The organism is Acidovorax sp. (assembly GCF_046341535.1).
Taxonomy (GTDB): Bacteria; Pseudomonadota; Gammaproteobacteria; order Burkholderiales; family Burkholderiaceae_C; genus Acidovorax.
The window spans coordinates 1-17,861 of sequence record NZ_JBKDRI010000138.1; the positions used below are offsets into that span (position 1 = coordinate 1).

Genomic DNA, 17,861 nt, shown 5'->3' on the forward strand with positions numbered 1-17,861 from the left:
ATATCCCGGTTCTTCCTTCAGCACGGAAAGGGGTTGCCACTGTGCAGCCAGGGTTCTACGGGCTCAGCCGGAACGGTTTTTTGGAGGGGGGCGCCCCGGATCGTCAATCAGCTCCCCAACCGGGGGGGAGTGGGGTGTGGGCTGTTCAGCGGGGTTTCGCCGGGCGCCGCCCGAACGGTGGAGGGATAGCGCCCTGGCTTCGACAGGCTCAGCCCGAACTGTTTTTTTGGAGGGGGTTGCGCCCAGGCTTCGACAAGCTCAGCCCGAGCGGTTTTTTGGAGGGGCGCGCCTTGGCTTCGACAGGCTCAGCCCGAACGGGTGGGGTAGAGCGCAGCGACGACCCGTGTGGCTGTTGGGCGCCCCACCCCCTTCTGGCTGCGCCTGCGCCGGGGCAGTTGCGGGGTGGCACGCGCCTCGCAGCGCGCGTGCTTCGTGATCTGACTGGCCGCGGCTGTTTGAGCGGAGCGGGCCAGCGCGCAGCGAGTTCCGCGGCGCACCCCGCAACCGACCCGGTGCAGGTGTGCCCCTTCGTATCGCGAAGGGGTCGCAGACGGGGGGTCGCCTTGCTTTGGGGTACTTTTCTTTGGCGAAGCAAAGAAAAGTGCCTCGCCCGCCGGGGCGACATCCCGGCTCCTGCACTCAACCAGGGCACGCGGTCGCCACTGTCCAGCAGGGCTTCGACAAGCTCAGCCCGAACGGTTTGGGGGGTGGCGCCATGGCTTCGGCGGGCCCAGCCTGAACGGACGGGGGAGCTCACCGCCCCCACGGCAGCGACACCACCTCCGCCAGCAATGCCGCCAGCGCCTGCCCCGCTGCCTCCACCACCGCCTGCCCCTTCTGCGCCGCGCCCGCGTCCGCCTGCCCCACCGCCCCGCTTGGGTGATAGTCCTCCATCGCCCAGCCCTTCTTGGCGCTCTTGCCGTTGCCAAGGATGGCGCTGCGGCACGCCCAGCGCACCTGCCGCCAGAATGGCCTGGGTCCGCACGGGCGGCCCCGGTGGCACCAGCGGTGCAAACCGCACTGCCGCCAGCGCATGGCCATCCTGTGCGCTGCAGGCAAAGTATTCAGCCCCCATCACTGCGGTGGCCCCTTTTGCGTCCACAGGCCTTCGGCGGTCAGCACCGAACGGATCGCCGCACGCATGCTCTCGGGCGCCTGGTACCGCGGATGCGCGCGAAAGATGGCAGCCGCTTCACCCACGCGCAGCAGAGCGTCGAGATTCTTCGCGGCCTCGTCTGCCTCCGCGCGGTGGATGGCCATGAGTCCCCGCCCAGCAGGGCGCCCCACCGGCAGGCTCTGCTGCGCATCGAGGGCTGGGAGCTGTTTTTCGCACTGGCAGCGCGCGCTTTTCGATGCAAGCCCGCAGGTGGCCTGGGCAAAGGTTTCCAGCTTTGTCTTCACCCGGGCCAGCCGCTGCCGGTAGGCCGCAGGGCTGATGTCCAGCACCAGCCCCGCCTCCCTGGATGAGAGGCCGAAGACGGTGTCAAGCAGGTAGACAAGGCGATGTTCACGGTCCACGGCCATGAGCATGTTTTGCGTACAACCCAGGGCCACCTGCCGCGCCGCCAGCTTGTCCTCGGGCGTCAACGACTCGCCCTCCCGACCCCACGGGCGCAACGACTCGCCATAGTCCAGCCCCTGTTGCAGGCGTTCCTGCATCGCATCGAGCGAGACCTCCGGCGACTCCTTGCTGCGCGTGATGGCGTTCAGCACCTGGTTGCGGGCAATTCGGAAAACCCAGGTCGAGAAGGCCGACTCGCCCTTGAACGTGCCCAGGTGGGTGACAACTTTCAGCAGTATTTCCTGCGCAGCATCCGCTGCGTCGTCGCGGTTACCAAGCATGCGGATCGCCAGGTTGAACACGCCGGGCTGGATCTGCACCAGTATTTCGTCGAGCGCCTTCAGATCACCCTGTGCGGCAGCGGCGATGGTTGCGGCGGGCGGAGAGGTGATGTTCATGGCTGGGCTTTGGCGACAGAAGACACACGCACGGGCAGCAGGATGGGCGTGTCAAACCACTCGATCCGGGCGGCGGCGCCATAGGTCTTTTGAACGCGCGCCTTCCAGTCGGCATTGAACCAGGCGGTGGCGCTGGCCTCGTCTTTCCAGAGGTACACGCCTCCGAAGGTACCCTGGCCTGAAAGGATGAACTGCTTGCGCAGCAGACCGGGAACCTTCTGGTATTCAGGCACGGCCTTTTGAAAGCCGGCCAAGATCGCCTCGCGACTGACTCCGGCAGGGATGGCTATTTCCACCAATGTGGCCACTGCGTCCGACCGCATGGCCGCCGGGGTGCCTGCGGCGGTGTTGTCTACCGCCACGGGCGCCTCGAAGAACCGCACCTGGCCTTCGGTTCCGCGCTCGCTGCGCACCCTTGCGAACCAGTCCGGATTGAACCAGGCCCTGGCCGCCGCAACGCTGCCCCAGCAATACAAGCCGCCGAAATCACCGCTAGATCGCTCAAAGCTGTAGGCCTTAAACAGCAGCCCATCGATGGCGCTGTACTGTGCAACGGTGTCGCGCATGCGGCTGGCGACCAGGGCCTGCGGGGCGTACCAGGGCTTGGGCACCCTCACGATGGTCACCACGGGCGTACCCGGTTCGGCAGGCACGGCGGCGTGGGCACCAGACAGGGCGGCGCCAGTCCAGGCGGCCGCAGCCAAGGCAGACGAGACCAGCCCGGGGGCAAAAGCGGTTTTCATTGAGAAGCCTTTCTGTGTACGAGGGCAGGAGAAAATTGCTCCTGCTCTGTTAGACAGTCTGGCGCGCAGTTTTGTGACAGGTGGCGCGCAAGGAATGATCCTGCGCCACGAGCCTAGCGCCGCACCACGGTGTCCCGCGGCAGTGCAGCAAGTTCACCCAGCAGGCGGGCCAGCGCCGCCCCAGCCGCCTCCACTACCGCCCGCCCTTTCTCCGCAGTGGCCGCGTCCGCCTGCCCCACCGCCCCGCTTGGGTGGTAGTCCTCCATCGCCCAGCCCATCTTGGCACTCTTGCCGTTGCCCAGGATGGCGTAGCGCTGAGCCCGGTCCTGCGCGGTGGAGCGGAAGTCCTGCGCGTGCTCCAGGCGCACGGTGCCTGGCGCCAGGTGCAGCATCATCGATGTCTCGATCTCGCCCGCATGGATGCCAAAGCGGTGCTCGGCGGGGCTGAACTGGCCGGACACCGCATCCGGCAGCGGCAGGCTGAACCAGCTGGCGCTGTACACCAGCAGGCCGTGGTGCTGGCGCAGTTCGCGGGCCACGATGTCCATCACGGCCACGTTGCCGCCGTGGCTGTTGAAGATCAGCAGCTTCTTGATGCCCGCTTGCGCCACGCACGCGCCCAGCTCCGTCCAGAGCGCGATCACCGTGGCGGGGGACAGGGTCAGCGTGCCCGCAAAGCTTTGGTGCTCGGTGCTCAGCCCCACGTTCTGCGGCGGCAGAAACAGCACCGGCAGGGCGGCGGGCAGGTGCGGCAGGGCCGCAGCGATCACGCCTTGCAGCAAGGTGGCATCCACCGACAACGGCAGGTGCGGGCCATGCTGCTCGACGGCTGCCACCGGCAGCACGGCCACCACCTGGTCGGCCTGACCATGGTGCTGCAAGGCGGCAAAGTCGCGGGTGGACAGGTCGGCCCAAAAACGCGAAGGCAGGCAAAGTGGGGCGGGTTGGGGCGCGGCGGCAGCAGTCATCCCGCGATGTTAGGGCCTGTTCAAGCCCGCGTCACCGTCGCAGCCGCTGGACGGGGCAGCGCGGCGCAAGGCCAGTGCCCAGCCGCACAGCCCCGTCCACCGCCCGTCCCGCTACCATCACGGGCATGACCCAAGACCTGTTCCGCCAAGACGCCTACCTGCGCGAATGCAGCGCGCACATCACCGCCCTGCTGCCCGATACCGGCGGCATCGTGCTGGATCAGACGGTTTTCTACCCCCTGGGCGGCGGCCAGGCGGGCGACAGCGGGCACCTGGTGCTGGCCAGCGGCATCAGCATCGCCATTGCCGACACCCGCAAGGGCAAGAACGCCGAGGGCCACCCGACCAGCGACATCATTCACCTGCCCGCCCCCGGCCAAGAAGATCGGCTCGCCCAACTGGCCGTGGGCATGCCGGTGACGGCCCGCATCGACTGGGAGCGCCGCCATCGCATGATGCGCCTGCACACCACCTCGCATCTGCTGTGCCATGTGGTGCCCCAGCTGGTCAACGGCTGCTCCATCACGCCCGACTACGCGCGGCTGGATTTTGCAATGACCGACCCGCTCGACAAGGACACCCTGACCGCGGCGATTGCAGCGCTGGTGGCGGCAGCGCACCCGATCACGGTGGCCTCGATCAGCGACGAAGAGCTGGACGCCAACCCGGCCCTGGTCAAAAGCATGAGCGTGCAGCCCCCGCGAGGCACCGGACGCATCCGCACCATCCGCATTGGCGGCGACGGCAGCGCGCCGCTGATCGACCTGCAGCCCTGCGGCGGCACGCATGTGGCCAATACGTCGGAGATCGGCGCGATTGTGGTGACCAAGATTGAAAAGAAAAGCGCCACCACCCGCAGGGTCGTGCTGGGCTTTGCCCCGTGAGCGACATCCGTTGCCAACGCTTGCAGCCCCCGACCGTTGACCCGTTGGACGGCCCTGAGCCCCATAGTGACTTGGGGTACTTGCCGCGGGGCCGAACGGCGAAAATGACGCATTGCGCCCTGGGCGGTTGCGCGCAGTCCTGACCGCCGCCGCCCCCACCGCAACGCCCCCGAACCAGCCTACCGGGCCCTGTGCCTGCATCGTCCATGCCGTTGTCCCTCTCCGCGATCCCGTTTGCGCCACTGCGCCAGCACCGCTGGGCACGCCCAGCACTGCGCGCGCTGGCGGCTCTGCTGGGCTTGTGGCTGCTGGCCTGGCTGCTGGTGCCGCCGCTGGTCAAGTCGCAGGTCGAGCGCCTGGCCAGCGCCAAACTGGGCCGCACCGTGACCGTGGGCACGGTTGACTTCCGCCCCTGGACGCTAGAGCTGGCGCTGAACGAAGTGGCCTTAGCCGGGCCCAACGGCAACGGCCCGCCGCAGCTCACCATCGGGCGCATCTATGCCGATGGCGAGCTGCAGTCGCTGCTGCGCCTGGCACCGGTGGTGGACGCCTTCACGCTGGACAAGCCCGTGCTGCGCCTGCGCCACCTGGGTGGTGGGCGGTACGACGTGGACGACATCCTCGCCACGCTGGCCGCGCAGCCGCGGGACGATGCCAGCCAGGGTCACCCGCGTCTGGCGCTATACAACCTGGCGCTCACGGGCGGAAGCATCGACTTCATCGACGACAGCGTGCCCGGCGGCAAGGCCCACGAAGTGCGCGAGCTGGCGCTGCGCGTGCCGTTCCTGAGCACGCTCAACACGCACCGCGACGTCCGGGTCGAGCCCTACCTGTCGTTCACGCTCGATGGCAGCCGGTTTGACTCGTCGGCGGCGGGCACCCCGTTTGCAGCCCACACCGGCCGCAGCGAAGCCACCGTGCGCTGGGATGGCCTGGATCTGGCGCCCTACCTGGCCTATCTGCCCGCCGGCCTGCCGGTCAAGGGGCACAGCGCCCTGCTGGACATGGATGTGAAGCTGGCCTTCGAACAGCAGCCCCGCATGGCCGTGAAACTGACGGGTACCGTGCAGGCCCGCGGCGTGCGCCTGAGCGACCGGCGCGATGGCGACCTGCTGTCCTACCAATCGCTCCAGATCGACATGGCCGATGTGCGGCCGCTGGAGCAGGTGGCGCACCTGAACGCGGTGGAACTGACCGCCCCGATACTGACCCTGGCACGCAACCCCGCAGGGCAGCTCAACGTGGTGCAGCCTGTGCCCCCGGCGGTTGGCACGGATGCCGCCGCCAGCCCGGCCCAGGCCCCTGCCACCGCACCCAGCCCCTGGGCTGTGCGCGTGGACAGGGCGGCGGTGCGAGCTGGCACGGTGCGCTGGACCGACCAGGCCGTGCGCCCTGCCGCTGCGCTGCAGGCCACTGAAATCGGGTTCGAGCTGGCCGACCTGGCACTGCCGCTGGCCCGACCCTTCACCTTCAAGGGGGCGCTGCGGCTGCAGGACGGGGGCCTGCGCTTCGCGGGCGAAGCCAGCCACCGCCATGCCCGCCTGGGCGCATCCCTCAAGGCAATGTCGCTGCAACCGGCAGCGCCCTACCTGGCACAGGTGCTGGAGCCCACCCTGTCGGGCCAGATCAGCGGCGACTGGGGCCTGCAGTGGGACGCCCCCGCGCAGCGCGACTCGTCCGGGCCGCCTTTGACCCACATCAGCGGCACCAGCGGCATCACGCTGACGGCAGGCCCGCTGGCGCTGGAAAAGTTCGCGTTGCGGCAGGGCAAAACCACGCTCGCCAGCCTGGAGCGGCTGGCGGTGGAAGGCGTGCGGGTGCCCCTGGACGAGCGCACCGCCACGCTGGGCCGCCTTGCCGTGGTGCAGCCACAACTGGATGTGGAGCGCGCTGCCGATGGGCGCTGGATGTTTGAGCGGTGGCTCAAAGCCCCAGCCGCCACGCCGCCGGGTAGCAATGCTGCACCGTCCGACGCGGCGGCAGGGGCAGATGCAGCCACCGCCAGCGCACCCCCTTCCAGCGCGTCCGCCAAGACCACCGAGCCGGCGTGGAAGATCCGCGTGGCCGACTTCGCACTCGACCGCGGCGCGGTCAGCTTTGCCGACCGGGCCCAGCCGCGGCCCGTGGCGCTGGACATCTCCGGCCTGCAGGTGGCGGCCACCGATTGGGCCAGCGATGGCAGCCAACCCAGGGCGTTTGCGCTATCCGCCCGAACCGCCGCACCGGCTCAGGCCGGGCGCAACCCTGCAGCGCCAGGCAAGCTCGACTTCAAGGGCACGCTGGCCATGCAGCCGCTGGCACTGCAGGGCCGGGTGGACCTGACCCGCGTACCGCTTCAGGCGCTTGATGGCTATCTGGCCAGCCAGTTCTCGGTCGAGCTGCTGCGCGCCGACCTGGGCTTGCAGGCACAGTTGGCGCTGTCGCAGTCGGCACAGGGCACCAGCCTGCGCCTCATGGGCGACGCGGCGGTGGATGCGCTGCGGGCCGACAGCACCGCTGCGTCCACCCCCAAGACCGAGGCGCAGGTCGGCCGTGAACTGGTCTCCTGGAAAAGCCTGAACCTGCGGGGTCTGTCCGTCGCCACCGCCCCGGGCGCGCCGCCCAGCATCGAGATCAAGGAATCCAGCGTCATCGACCTGTTTGCCCGGGTGACGGTCAACGAGCTGGGCCGCATCAACCTCAGGGACATCGCCATACCACCCGCGCAGGTGCAAGCCCCATCGCAGACGCGCGCCGCCGAGTCTGCCGTCAGCACCCTGGCAACCGGCGGTGCCACACCGGCCACCACCAGCGCATCCGCATCGGCCAGCGCAGTGGCATCCACCACGACATCGGTGGCGCCCGTGACCACGGCAGCGCCCGACCCGCTCGCACCCATCGTGGTGTCGGGGCCCGTCAGCGTGGTCAACGCCCAGGTGGTTTTTTCGGACTTCTTCATCCAGCCCAACTACTCGGCTGACCTGACCGAGCTCACCGGGCGGCTGGGCAGCTTTTCGTCGCAGGCAGTAAGCGGCGATCCAGTGCTGGCCGACCTGGAACTGCGCGGCCGGGCCGAGGACTCCGCCTCCATCGAGATCATCGGCAAGCTCAACCCCCTGGCCCAGCCACTGGCGCTCAACATCACCGGCCGCCTGCGCGACCTGGAACTGCCGCCGCTGTCGCCCTACTCGGTGCGCTACGCGGGCCACAGCATCGAACGCGGCAAGCTCAACATGGATGTGAACTACAACGTGCTGCCCAGCGGCCAACTCACAGCCAGCAACCGGCTGGTGCTGCAACAGCTCACCTTCGGCGAGCCCGTGCCCGGCGCACCCGGCAGCCTGCCGGTCAAGCTGGCCGTGGCCCTGCTGACCGACCGCAACGGCGTCATCGACCTGGACCTGCCCATCAGCGGCTCGCTCAAGGACCCGCAATTCAGCCTGGGGCCCGTCATTGGCCGCATCATCGTCAACCTGATTGGCAAGGCGCTGACCTCGCCGTTCAGCCTGCTGGCCAGTGCGCTGGGCGGCAACGGCACCGAACTGAGCCAGGTGCCGTTTGCGCCCGGCAGCGCCGCACTCACCCCCGAGGCGCAGGCCAGCCTGACCAAGGTGGTGGCAGCCCTCACCGACCGGCCCGCCCTCAAGCTCACCGTGACCGGCACCGCCAGCCTGAAGGAAGAGCGCGAGGGCCTGCAGCGCGAACACCTGCGCCAGCGGGTGCTGGCCGAAAAGCGCCGCGCCAACCCGTCTGACCCTTCGCCGGTGTCTGAAGCCGAGTACCCCGCCCTGCTCAAAGAGGTTTACCGCCGCACCGATATGGCCAAACCGCGCAACCTGGTGGGCCTGACCAAAGACCTGACCACCGCCGAAATGGAGGCGCTGCTGCTGGCCAGCCAGCCCGCCACCGAGTCCATGGCGGCCGAACTGGCGCAAAGCCGTGGCCAGGCTGTGCGCGCATTTTTGGTGTCGCAAAAACTGCCGCCGGAGCGGCTTTTTCTGGCAGCACCCAAGATGAACGCGCTGCCCGATCCGTGGACGCCGCGCGCCGATCTGAGCCTCAAGGTGGAATAGGCCGTGCGGCGCAGCACAATGGCGCGGCTATTGGCTGCAACAAAATCGCCCTATGCCCTGGCCCGCACGGCACCCGCGCATCCTCGCGAGGGTGCTGAAAACCTTCCTGACGAAATGCCCCGGGCGGCCTGGAACCAACCGCGCCACACCTGCTCCCACACTGCAACCATGCTCCATCGTCTGCTGAACCGCCTTGCAGTTACTCTGCTTTTGATAGCTACCAGTGCTTACTGGACAAGCGCGATTGCCCAATTTAGCTTCAAATCTATCGCCAAGGACAGCAGCGTGGTCACCACGCCCCATGTGCGCGCCGAGCTGCTGGCGCACGCGCCGCAGGGGGTGGGCCCCGGGCAGCCGCTGTGGCTGGGCCTGCACATCACGCACCAGCCCGAGTGGCACACCTACTGGAAAAATCCGGGCGATTCGGGCCTGCCCACCGAGCTGGCCTGGACCCTGCCTGCCGGGCTGGAGGCTGGCGAGCTTGCCTGGCCCGTGCCGCGCAAGATCCCGATCGGCACGCTGGCCAACTACGGCTACGAGGGCACGGTGCTGTTGCCCGTTCCCGTCACGGTGGCCAGCACCTTTGCCCCCGGCGCGCAGGCGCAGGAGCTCACCGTGCGCCTGCGGGCCTCGTGGCTGGTGTGTCGCAAAGAGTGCATCCCTGAAGAAGGCGAATTCACGCTGCAACTGCCCATCCGGCGCACCACGGCCCTGCACGGCGCGGCGTTTGACGCAGCCCTGAAGGCGCAGCCCCGGCCGGTGGTGTCGGGCACCGGCGGCGGCATACCCGACAGCCAGGCGCAGATCGTGGACGGCCCTGCGCTGCAGGTGAGCGTGCCAGGCCTGCCCACGGCCCTGCGCGGCAAGGTACTGGAGCTTTTTCCTGAGACGCCCGAAGTCATCGACAACGCCGCGCAGTGGGGCCAGCGCTGGGACGGCAGCGTGTGGACAGCGCGCATCCCGCTGGCCGCGCAGCGCAGCAACAGCCCCAGCCTGATGCCTGTGGTGCTGGCGGTGCAAGACGGCGGCCATGGTGCCCGCGAGGGCTACCGCGCCGAGCTCAAGGTGCTGGGCACCTGGCCTGCAGCGGCCCGCATGGCCCCCGTGCCGCCCGCGCTGGAGGCCGCGCTCCAGGCCAACGCGGCCGGGGCGGCGGGGGTGGCGGGTGCCGTGCCTGCGCCCACCGGTGCATCGGACCTGTCTCTTGCAGCCGCCTTGCTGGGCGCGCTGCTCGGCGGTCTTATCCTCAACCTCATGCCCTGCGTGTTCCCGGTGCTGGCGATCAAGGTGGTGGGCTTCACGCATCATGCGCAAGACCGGCGCGCCCACCGCATCAGCGGCATCGCTTACACGGCGGGCGTGGTGCTGTCGTTCATGCTGCTTGGCGCGCTCATGCTGGGCCTGCGCGCAGCGGGCGAAGCCGTGGGCTGGGGCTTTCAACTGCAGTCGCCTGCGGTGGTGGCGGGGCTGGCGGCGCTGTTCACGCTGATCGCGTTGAACCTGGCGGGCGTGTTCGAGTTCGGTCATTTCCTGCCTTCGTCGGTAGCCAGCTGGCAGGCCCGGCACCCCGTCGCCGATGCGTTTTTGACCGGCGTGCTGGCGGTGGCCGTGGCATCGCCCTGCACGGCGCCGTTCATGGGCGCGTCGCTGGGCCTCACGGCCACTCTGCCTGCGGCGCAAGCGCTGGCGGTGTTTGCCGCGCTGGGCCTGGGGCTGGCGCTGCCGTATCTGGCGGCCAGCGTTGTGCCCGCCGTGGCGCACGCCCTGCCCCGCCCCGGCGCGTGGATGGACACCTTCCGCAAGCTGATGGCCTTCCCGATGCTGGCCACCGTGGTCTGGCTGGTGTGGGTGCTGGGCCAGCAAAGCGGCATCGACGGCGCGGGCGCGCTGCTGATCCTGCTGGTGGGCATGGCGCTGGTGGTGTGGGCACTGTCGCTGGCCGGACGGGCGCGCGTGTGGGTGGGCAGTATGGCGCTGGTCGCCCTGGCGCTCATGCTGTGGGTGTTTTCGCCGCAGGTGACCCGCACGGCACCCGCGGTCGAAGCGGCGGCTGTGCCCGCTGGCGACGGCAGCCCCGTCGCAAGATGGCAACCCTGGGCGCCCGGCGTGGCCGAGAGCATCGTCGCCAGCGGCCGCCCCGTGTTTGTGGACTTCACTGCCGCCTGGTGCGTGACCTGCCAGTACAACAAAAAAACCACCCTGGCCAACGCTGACGTGCTGGCCGACCTGCAGGCGAAAAACGTGGCCCTGCTGCGCGCCGACTGGACGCGCCGCGACCCGGCCATCACCGCCGCCCTGGCCGCGCTGGGCCGCAGCGGCGTGCCGGTGTACGTGTTCTACCGCCCCGGCCAGCCGCCCGTGGTGCTGACCGAGGTGCTGAGCGTGGACGAAGTGCGCCGCACCATCGCCACGCTGTGATGTGTTCGCAAACCCCTGAGGAGACACCTGCCATGACGCTGCTTCGCCGAACCCTGATTGCCACCGCCGCCCTCATCGCGCTGGGCGCCCAGGCCGCCGCCACCGTGGGCCAGCCCGCGCCCGACTTTGCGCTGAAAGACACGAGCGGCAAGACCGTGCGCCTGTCGGACTTCAAGGGCAAGCATGTGGTGCTGGAATGGACCAACCCCGGCTGCCCCTTCGTGAAAAAGCACTACGACAGCGGCAACATGCCCGCCACACAAAAAGATGCCATCGACAAGGGCGTAGTGTGGCTGTCCATCAACTCCACCGAAAAGGCCAGCAACGACTACATGGAGCCCGCCAGGCTCCTGGCCTGGAAGACCGAGCGCAAATCGGCCCCCACCGCCGTGCTGATGGACGAGGAAGGCACCGTGGGCAAAAGCTACGGCGCACGCACCACGCCGCACCTGTACATCGTCAACCCGCAGGGCCAGCTGATCTATGCGGGCGGCATCGACAGCATTCCATCAGCCCGCGCGTCCGACATCGAAAAGGCCATCAACTACGTCAAGGTCGGCCTGGCCGAAGCGCTGGCGGGCAAGCCCCTGTCGGCCGCCACCACGCAGCCGTATGGTTGCAGCATCAAGTACAAGTCGCCGGCCTAAGCCGTCGCCTTGTAAGGCGACTCATCGCACATCACACTCGGCTAAACCGTCCACGCGCTAGATAGCGACTCCGCCTGCTTGAGCACCAACTCCACGGCCTCTGGCTGTTTGTCAGGGGGGTACTTCCATTTTTGCAGACATCGTCGAACCAGTATTCGGAGCTTGGCCCGCACGCTTTCGCGTACCTGCCAATCCACCGAAGTGCTGGCCCGCAGCTTTGCAGTGATCTCGATGGCAATCTTTTTCAGCACCTCATCGCCCAGCTCTCGCACGGCACTTTCGTTATTAGCCAGTGCGTCGTAGAACGCGATTTCGTCGCGCCCCAGCCCCAGCGCGTCTTCGCGCTTGAGCGCAGCCTGAAACTCCTTGGCCATCTGGATTAGTTCTTCGATCACCTGGGCCGTTTCTACCGCACGGTTGTGGTACTTGCGGAGTGTCTCTAGCAATCGGTCGCCGTACTTCTTTTCCTGCACCACGTTGTTGCGCGCCCTAGCTTTGATCTCGTCGCGCAGCAGTTTTTCCAACAGCTCCACCGCCAGGTTGCGACTGTCCATCTGCCGCACATCTTCCAGAAATTCGTCCGACAGCAGCCCAATGTTGGGCTTGTCCAGCCCCGCCAGCGCAAACACATCAGCCACACCCTCTGAAATGATGGCGTTGTCCAAAATCTGTTTGAGCGCACTATTTTTCTCGCCGTCACTGCGCTTTTTGTCCACCGTGGTGAACTTGGCAATGGCCGCCTTGATGGCCGAAAAGAAAGCAATCTCCTTGCGCAACGCAGCCGCTTCATCCAGCGTGCTGCACAGCGAGAACGCCTTGGCCACAGCCACCATGGTGTCGAGAAAGCGCGTCTTGCCATCCTTCAACCCCAGGATGTGGTTGGCTGCAGGCACCAGCAGTGGCAGCGCCTGGGTCTCAAACGCGCTGTAGTCAAAGCCCTGCATCATGCCGCGCACGATGTCCATCTTCTCCATCAACACCGCCAGCGCCTCCGCTGCACTGTGCGTGGGGTCGCCCTTGCCTTTTGCGTCGGTATAGGCCTTCAGTGCCGCCTTCAGCTCGTTGGCGATGCCGATGTAGTCCACCACCAAGCCGCCCGGCTTGTTCTTGAACACGCGGTTGACGCGCGCAATGGCCTGCATCAGGTTGTGGCCCTTCATGGGCTTGTCGATGTACATGGTGTGGCAGCACGGCGCGTCAAACCCCGTTAGCCACATGTCGCGCACGATCACCAGCTTCAAAGGGTCGCGCACATCCTTAAATCGCGTCTCCAGCCGCTTCTTCACCTGCATGCTGTACAGGTGCGGCTGCAGCAGCGCCTTGTCGGCTGCAGAGCCTGTCATGATGATCTTGATGGCGCCCTGCTCCGGGTCAGCGCTGTGCCAGTCGGGGCGCAGGCTGACGATGGCGTTGTAGAGCTGGGCGCAAATGTCCCGGCTCATGCACACGATCATGGCTTTGCCATCCACCACCGAAACGCGCGCATCAAAGTGCTGCACCAAGTCACGCGCCACCTGCTGCAGCCGGGGCTCGGAGCCCACCAGCTTCTCCAGCGCCGCCCATTCGCTTTTGGTCTTCTCGCGGCTGGCAATGTCCTCCTCGTCTTCAACGACTTCATCGACCTGTGCATTCAGCGCATCAATGTCGGCCTGGTTCACATCCAGTTTGGCCAAGCGGCTTTCGTAGAAGATGGGCACTGTGGCCCCATCGTCCACCGCATCCTGAATGTCATAGATGCTGACGTAGTCGCCAAACACCGCACGGGTGTCTTTGTCTTCCAAAGCAATTGGAGTGCCGGTAAAGCCGATGAACGTGGCGTTCTTCAGCGCATCGCGCAGGTGCTTGGCGTAGCCAAACACATATTTGCCCGTTTTGGTGTCCAGCCGCCCCTTGGTGCCGTACTGGCTGCGGTGGGCCTCGTCCGAGATCACCACGATGTTGGTGCGGGTAGAGAGCAATGGGTGCACCTCTTCCCCTTCCAGCAACGCAAACTTTTGCACCGTGGTGAAGATGATGCCGCCTGCCTCGCGCGAGGCCAGTATTTGTCGCAACTCGTCGCGGTCGCCAGCCTGCACCGGCGTCGTCTTTAGCAAGTCGCTGGCCGAACTGAAGGTGGCAAACAACTGGCCATCCAGATCATTGCGGTCTGTAACCACCACCAGCGTGGGGTTCTTCATTTCAGGCTGTTGCAGCAACTTGCCCGCGTAGCAGGCCATGGTGATGCTCTTGCCCGAGCCCTGTGTGTGCCACACCACACCCGCCTTGCGCGAACCCGGCTGCACCTCTTTGCCATAGGTGGCGCGCTCTTCATGCACCTCCAGCACGCTTTTGCCCACGTCTTGCGCTGCAATCACCGTGGCGCGCACAGCCTCGCGCACCGCGTGGAACTGGTGGTAGCCCGCCACCTTCTTCACGATGTGGTCGCCATCCTGCTCAAACAGCACAAAGTGCCGCACATAGTCCAAAAACAGCTCGGGCTTGAAAAAGCCACGCACCACCGTTTCCAGCTCCATCTGCAAGCGGGGCCGGTCGTCTTCATTGGCAATGGTGCGCCAGGGCAGCATGCGCTCTGCGTTGGCCGTGAGCGAGCCCACGCGGGCCGTAAAGCCGTCACTCACCACCAACGCCGCATTGGTGTTGAACAGGTCGCTGATCTCGTCCTTATAGGTCTGTAGCTGGTTGAAGGCATCCCACACGTCCGTTTGTTCGTTGGCGGGGTTCTTCAGCTCCACCACCGCCAGGGGCAAACCGTTGATGAACGCGATCACATCCGGGCGGCGTGGCTGGCGGGTAGAGGTAATGGTGAACTGGTTCACCACCAAAAAATCGTTGTTGCTAGGCTGCGCAAAGTCGATGAAGTGCACCAGATCGGTTTTCTTATCATCCCCCACCGCAAACTCCACCAGCAAACCGCCCAGCAACAAACGGTGCACGCTGCGGTTGCGCACCACCATCTGCGGCTCGCTCACCGTTTGCAGCGCATGTGCGGCCTGTTCCAGCGCGGCGGGCGGAATGTGCGGGTTGATGCGCGCCAACGCCGTGAGCAAGCGCTCGCGCAGCACCACCTGCCGGTAGTCGGTGCGCTCTGGGGCGTTGCTGTCGGGCGCAATGTCCGGGCCGTGGGCAAACTGCCAGCCAGCATCCTGAAACCAGCCCAGGCAGAGTTCTTCGAGTTGTTGCTCGTTCAGCATGTGAAGTCCCTTCCGGTTGCCTCTGCCCCGGCTCTGGTTTGCGATGAAATAAGAAAACTCATAAAAATCAATAGCTTAGCGAGCAGGCAACGACTATTTCGCATTTGCGCAGAGATAGCGATTGGCACATGACGTGTTGACCCGTCGATCCTTTCGAGACATAGCAAAAACATGTCGAAAAACACGAGAAAAATCGACATATCTGGAGATCGGCCATGCCCATGCTCCCGGTTTGCGGCCCATGCTGCAGAGCCACGCTAGTCACACAGAGCCCAAAAAAGTGAGAAGCTCGCCCCCCAAAGCGGTTACCTTGATGAGCACAGGCTGGGCAGGAGAAACGCGCACATCGCCCTGCATTACGCCGGGTTTGCCGGTTCCAGGTGCGTCTGGTAAACTCCCACGCAGCTCATCTACCACGTGTAGAAGGAGTATCCGAAGCCCTTGCACAGCAGTGTGCCGGGGCTTCAGTCTTTTTGGGCTGCACGCCATGCGTCCCGCTCCTTGGTGAACTTGCGGATCGTGTGCGACCGCAGGCAGTACGCAGTCTTGAGCAGATAGAAACGCGGGCCCTGTTGCGTCAGGCGCTTGGCAAGCACCACGGCAAAGTCGTGCTCCTCCGCCCAGATCACCACATGGGTTTCTCGGCCACGCTCGTTCTCCCACCAAGAAAAGCCTGCTTCATGGGAATTTTGAATGCACCAGGCCACCCACCGCACACGCTCGCAGCGGCGTAGATCAGGAATGCGCTCATCCTCATCGCGATTGCCCTGATCCGGCGCCTCTGAAATCAAATGCCAAAAACCATAGCCCTTGCGTTTGGACTCTGGCATATAGCGCACCTTGACCGGGTCGCCCCTAAACACCAAGCCTGCATGTGCCACGGTCTCCAAATATGCGGCGTAGAGAGCATCCTCATAGGTGGCCCAGTCAGGGTAGCTGGCCAACAACATCAGGTCTGGCGGCATCAGGTCTGCGCCTTCCAGACAAACAAGTTGAACTTCTCTGCCCGCAACAGCGAGCTTTGTTCTAAGCGAAGTCCCGAGCGGTGCCGCAGGTGGGCCACCAGCGCCTGTTTGGCAGGGCTATCGTGCAGCCCCCGGTGCACATAAGACAGCGCACCAATCAGCACGTCGGCCAGCTGGAGCAGCAGCACATCGTGGGACTGCACAAGCTCAATCGACTCGATGATGCTGCGGTCAAAGTCGTAATTTGCATTGCACAGCACATCGTGCAGCTTGAGCACCTTCTTTTGGCCCCGCGTGTCTTTGGTATCCAAAAAGATGCGGTAACGCTTTTCAGGGTCGATCAGGCGATTGAGCAGCGTGTACCACTGCTTGTAATAAAACTCGTCGTGGTTCTGCGCAAACCACCCGTGGTCCAGCGCCTGCTTGTTGGGCACCACCAGCCCCCTGAAGTGCAGCAGCGGTTCATCAAAAAACAAGTCCAGCAGCGCCTGGTAAAACGGCAACTGGCCCGGCGACACCTTGACCCACTTGATCTCGAACCCTGGCGGCAAGCCATGGGCGGCCTTCAGCGCCTTGACCTTGCGCGCCAGGTATTTGCGATGCGATGCTGGACACCACAAGGCCCCGAGCACCATGGCCTGCATGCCGTCGTTCTCCAGGTGGCAGGACTCGTCGCAGTAGATGTGGATGGATTCGTTCATGCCTCGACCTCCACCATGGCCTGGGTGACGGACAACTCGCCGGAGAGGAGTTTGGGGAGGAGGGCGTCGCGCAAGACAACAAGTGTTCGGTTCTGAACAACCCTTGACCGAATTTCTTCTAGCAGTGGACGAACCCGATGTTCAAAGGCTTCATGTTGTTCATTCAACGGTCTGATGCGGGACACTGTTTCAAATGTGGCTTGCGTAATGGTGTCAAACACAGCGCCATGCACATTGCGTTTCAGAACTTCTACAGCATCTTTCAGGTTGAAGTAATTGAAGTAGCTTCCAATGCCGTCTGCGCCGGTAACCCCGTAGCACGACTGATTCATGGCCATTTCCTTGCCTACCAAAGCAAGCGTTCCAACAGTGCCGCGCGCTGAAATGATTGTTGTCCCAATAGGGAGTAATTTTGTCGAGCTTTTCTGAAGTCCCAAGTTGGTAATTTTTTCTTCCGTATCAACCGCCCATACATCTCCGTCGAACGGAGCATCCTTGACCGAATACCAAAGTACGTTGCCACCCCAGTAGCCAGACTCGGAGCGCTTCGGCGTGCCGCCACCAATCAGTTGAATCATTTTCGATAGTGGCTCAACCATCCACCCGCTCGGAATCTCCCCCAACTCCGACGCCTCCATCTCATCGGGAAACAGCGCAGCATTGGCGGCGAGTTGTTCGTATTGCTCGGGCGGTAGGGTATCGAGTTCGCCATCAGCCTTGCCGCTGATGGCGCTCATCGCGGCGCGCAGCGGGTCGCGGCCTTCGGCCTTGGCGGCGATCTTGGCTTTGACCGGGTCGAAGTCAACGAACCACGATTGGAAGATGGCTTGCGCCGTGGCTTCGAGGGTTTGGTTGATGCGGCGGTTGAGGTCGATTTTGTTGTCGATCCTACTCAACTGTTTCGTAATCTGATCCTGATCTTGGCGTGTCAGGAGGGCAACCTTAAATCTACCCAAGACCTGTGCGTTGGCACCAGCCTGAGCGGAACCTGTCTTCGATCCAGAAACGAAATCCCACCAGCGCTGTGTTCGCAGCTGATACCAGACGAAGAATGGGTTAGCTTTGCTTTGGTCGATCCTGAACCGAATCAAATAGGAGGCAAACACAGCTTGCTCGGACGAGTCAAAGATGTAGTTCTCCCCGGTACTGTTTCCAGTACGCGCAATCACGATATCGCCATGTTGTAGCAAGTAGTTGGACGAAGCCGCTGCGCGGAGCGACAACCCCGCCATCCGCGGCGATCCCGTAAGGTGTTGGTGCATGCCTCAATGGTAGGGCATGCAGCCCTTCCACCATCGAGGAGAACCGCCCATGTCCAGCCACCCCAGCGGCA

General features: G+C 65.0%; 11 protein-coding genes and 1 pseudogene. 4 read left to right on the top strand and 8 right to left on the bottom strand.

Translation table 11 applies throughout. The features are described from left to right. Positions 1-753 precede the first annotated feature (753 nt). From ACK543_RS10095 to ACK543_RS10110, 4 genes and pseudogenes are all read right to left on the bottom strand, one after another. Positions 754-942 (bottom strand): annotated as a pseudogene (locus ACK543_RS10095) (creatininase family protein); the annotation flags it as partial. Between the two features lie 132 nt (positions 943-1,074). Further along, positions 1,075-1,959 carry an RNA polymerase sigma factor gene (locus tag ACK543_RS10100; RefSeq protein WP_409942721.1) on the bottom strand — a complete coding sequence of 295 codons (885 nt, stop codon included), beginning with the start codon at positions 1,957-1,959 and terminating at the stop codon, positions 1,075-1,077. Continuing rightward, positions 1,956-2,702: a hypothetical protein gene (locus ACK543_RS10105; RefSeq protein WP_409942722.1), complete on the bottom strand. Its 747-nt coding sequence runs from the start codon at positions 2,700-2,702 to the stop codon at positions 1,956-1,958. Before ACK543_RS10105 ends, ACK543_RS10100 begins: the two co-directional genes overlap by 4 nt. A gap of 113 nt (positions 2,703-2,815) precedes the next feature. Continuing rightward, a complete protein-coding gene (locus ACK543_RS10110) occupies positions 2,816-3,670 on the bottom strand; it encodes a creatininase family protein (protein WP_409942723.1) in 855 nt (284 codons plus the stop codon). Between the two features lie 125 nt (positions 3,671-3,795). Here ACK543_RS10110 and ACK543_RS10115 point away from each other — a divergent pair, with 125 nt between their 5' ends. The 4 genes from ACK543_RS10115 to ACK543_RS10130 all read left to right on the top strand — a co-directional run bounded on the left by ACK543_RS10115 (position 3,796) and on the right by ACK543_RS10130 (position 11,671). Continuing rightward, a complete protein-coding gene (locus tag ACK543_RS10115; protein ID WP_409942724.1) occupies positions 3,796-4,554 on the top strand; it encodes an alanyl-tRNA editing protein in 759 nt (252 codons plus the stop codon). Between the two features lie 206 nt (positions 4,555-4,760). Next, positions 4,761-8,606 (top strand): DUF748 domain-containing protein, encoded by a 3,846-nt coding sequence (locus ACK543_RS10120; RefSeq protein ID WP_409942725.1) that lies wholly within the window; start codon positions 4,761-4,763, stop codon positions 8,604-8,606. Positions 8,607-8,774: 168 nt separating this feature from the next. Next, a complete protein-coding gene (locus tag ACK543_RS10125) occupies positions 8,775-11,024 on the top strand; it encodes a protein-disulfide reductase DsbD family protein (RefSeq protein WP_409942726.1) in 2,250 nt (749 codons plus the stop codon). A 32-nt stretch (positions 11,025-11,056) separates the two neighbouring features. Next, positions 11,057-11,671, top strand: coding sequence for a thioredoxin family protein (locus tag ACK543_RS10130; RefSeq protein WP_409942727.1), 615 nt, complete (start codon positions 11,057-11,059; stop codon positions 11,669-11,671). Positions 11,672-11,712: 41 nt separating this feature from the next. Here the strand turns inward: ACK543_RS10130 and ACK543_RS10135 are convergent, their stop codons facing one another. From ACK543_RS10135 to ACK543_RS10150, 4 genes are all read right to left on the bottom strand, one after another. Next, positions 11,713-14,862, bottom strand: coding sequence for a type I restriction endonuclease subunit R (locus ACK543_RS10135; protein WP_409942728.1), 3,150 nt, complete (start codon positions 14,860-14,862; stop codon positions 11,713-11,715). A 464-nt stretch (positions 14,863-15,326) separates the two neighbouring features. After that, positions 15,327-15,827 carry a hypothetical protein gene (locus tag ACK543_RS10140; protein ID WP_409942729.1) on the bottom strand — a complete coding sequence of 167 codons (501 nt, stop codon included), beginning with the start codon at positions 15,825-15,827 and terminating at the stop codon, positions 15,327-15,329. Next, complete coding sequence (locus tag ACK543_RS10145) at positions 15,827-16,528, bottom strand: DUF3800 domain-containing protein (RefSeq protein WP_409942730.1); 702 nt, start codon at positions 16,526-16,528, stop codon at positions 15,827-15,829. The genes ACK543_RS10140 and ACK543_RS10145 overlap by 1 nt, the downstream gene beginning before the upstream one ends. After that, positions 16,525-17,790 (bottom strand): restriction endonuclease subunit S, encoded by a 1,266-nt coding sequence (locus ACK543_RS10150; RefSeq protein ID WP_409942731.1) that lies wholly within the window; start codon positions 17,788-17,790, stop codon positions 16,525-16,527. The genes ACK543_RS10145 and ACK543_RS10150 overlap by 4 nt, the downstream gene beginning before the upstream one ends. Positions 17,791-17,861 lie beyond the last annotated feature (71 nt).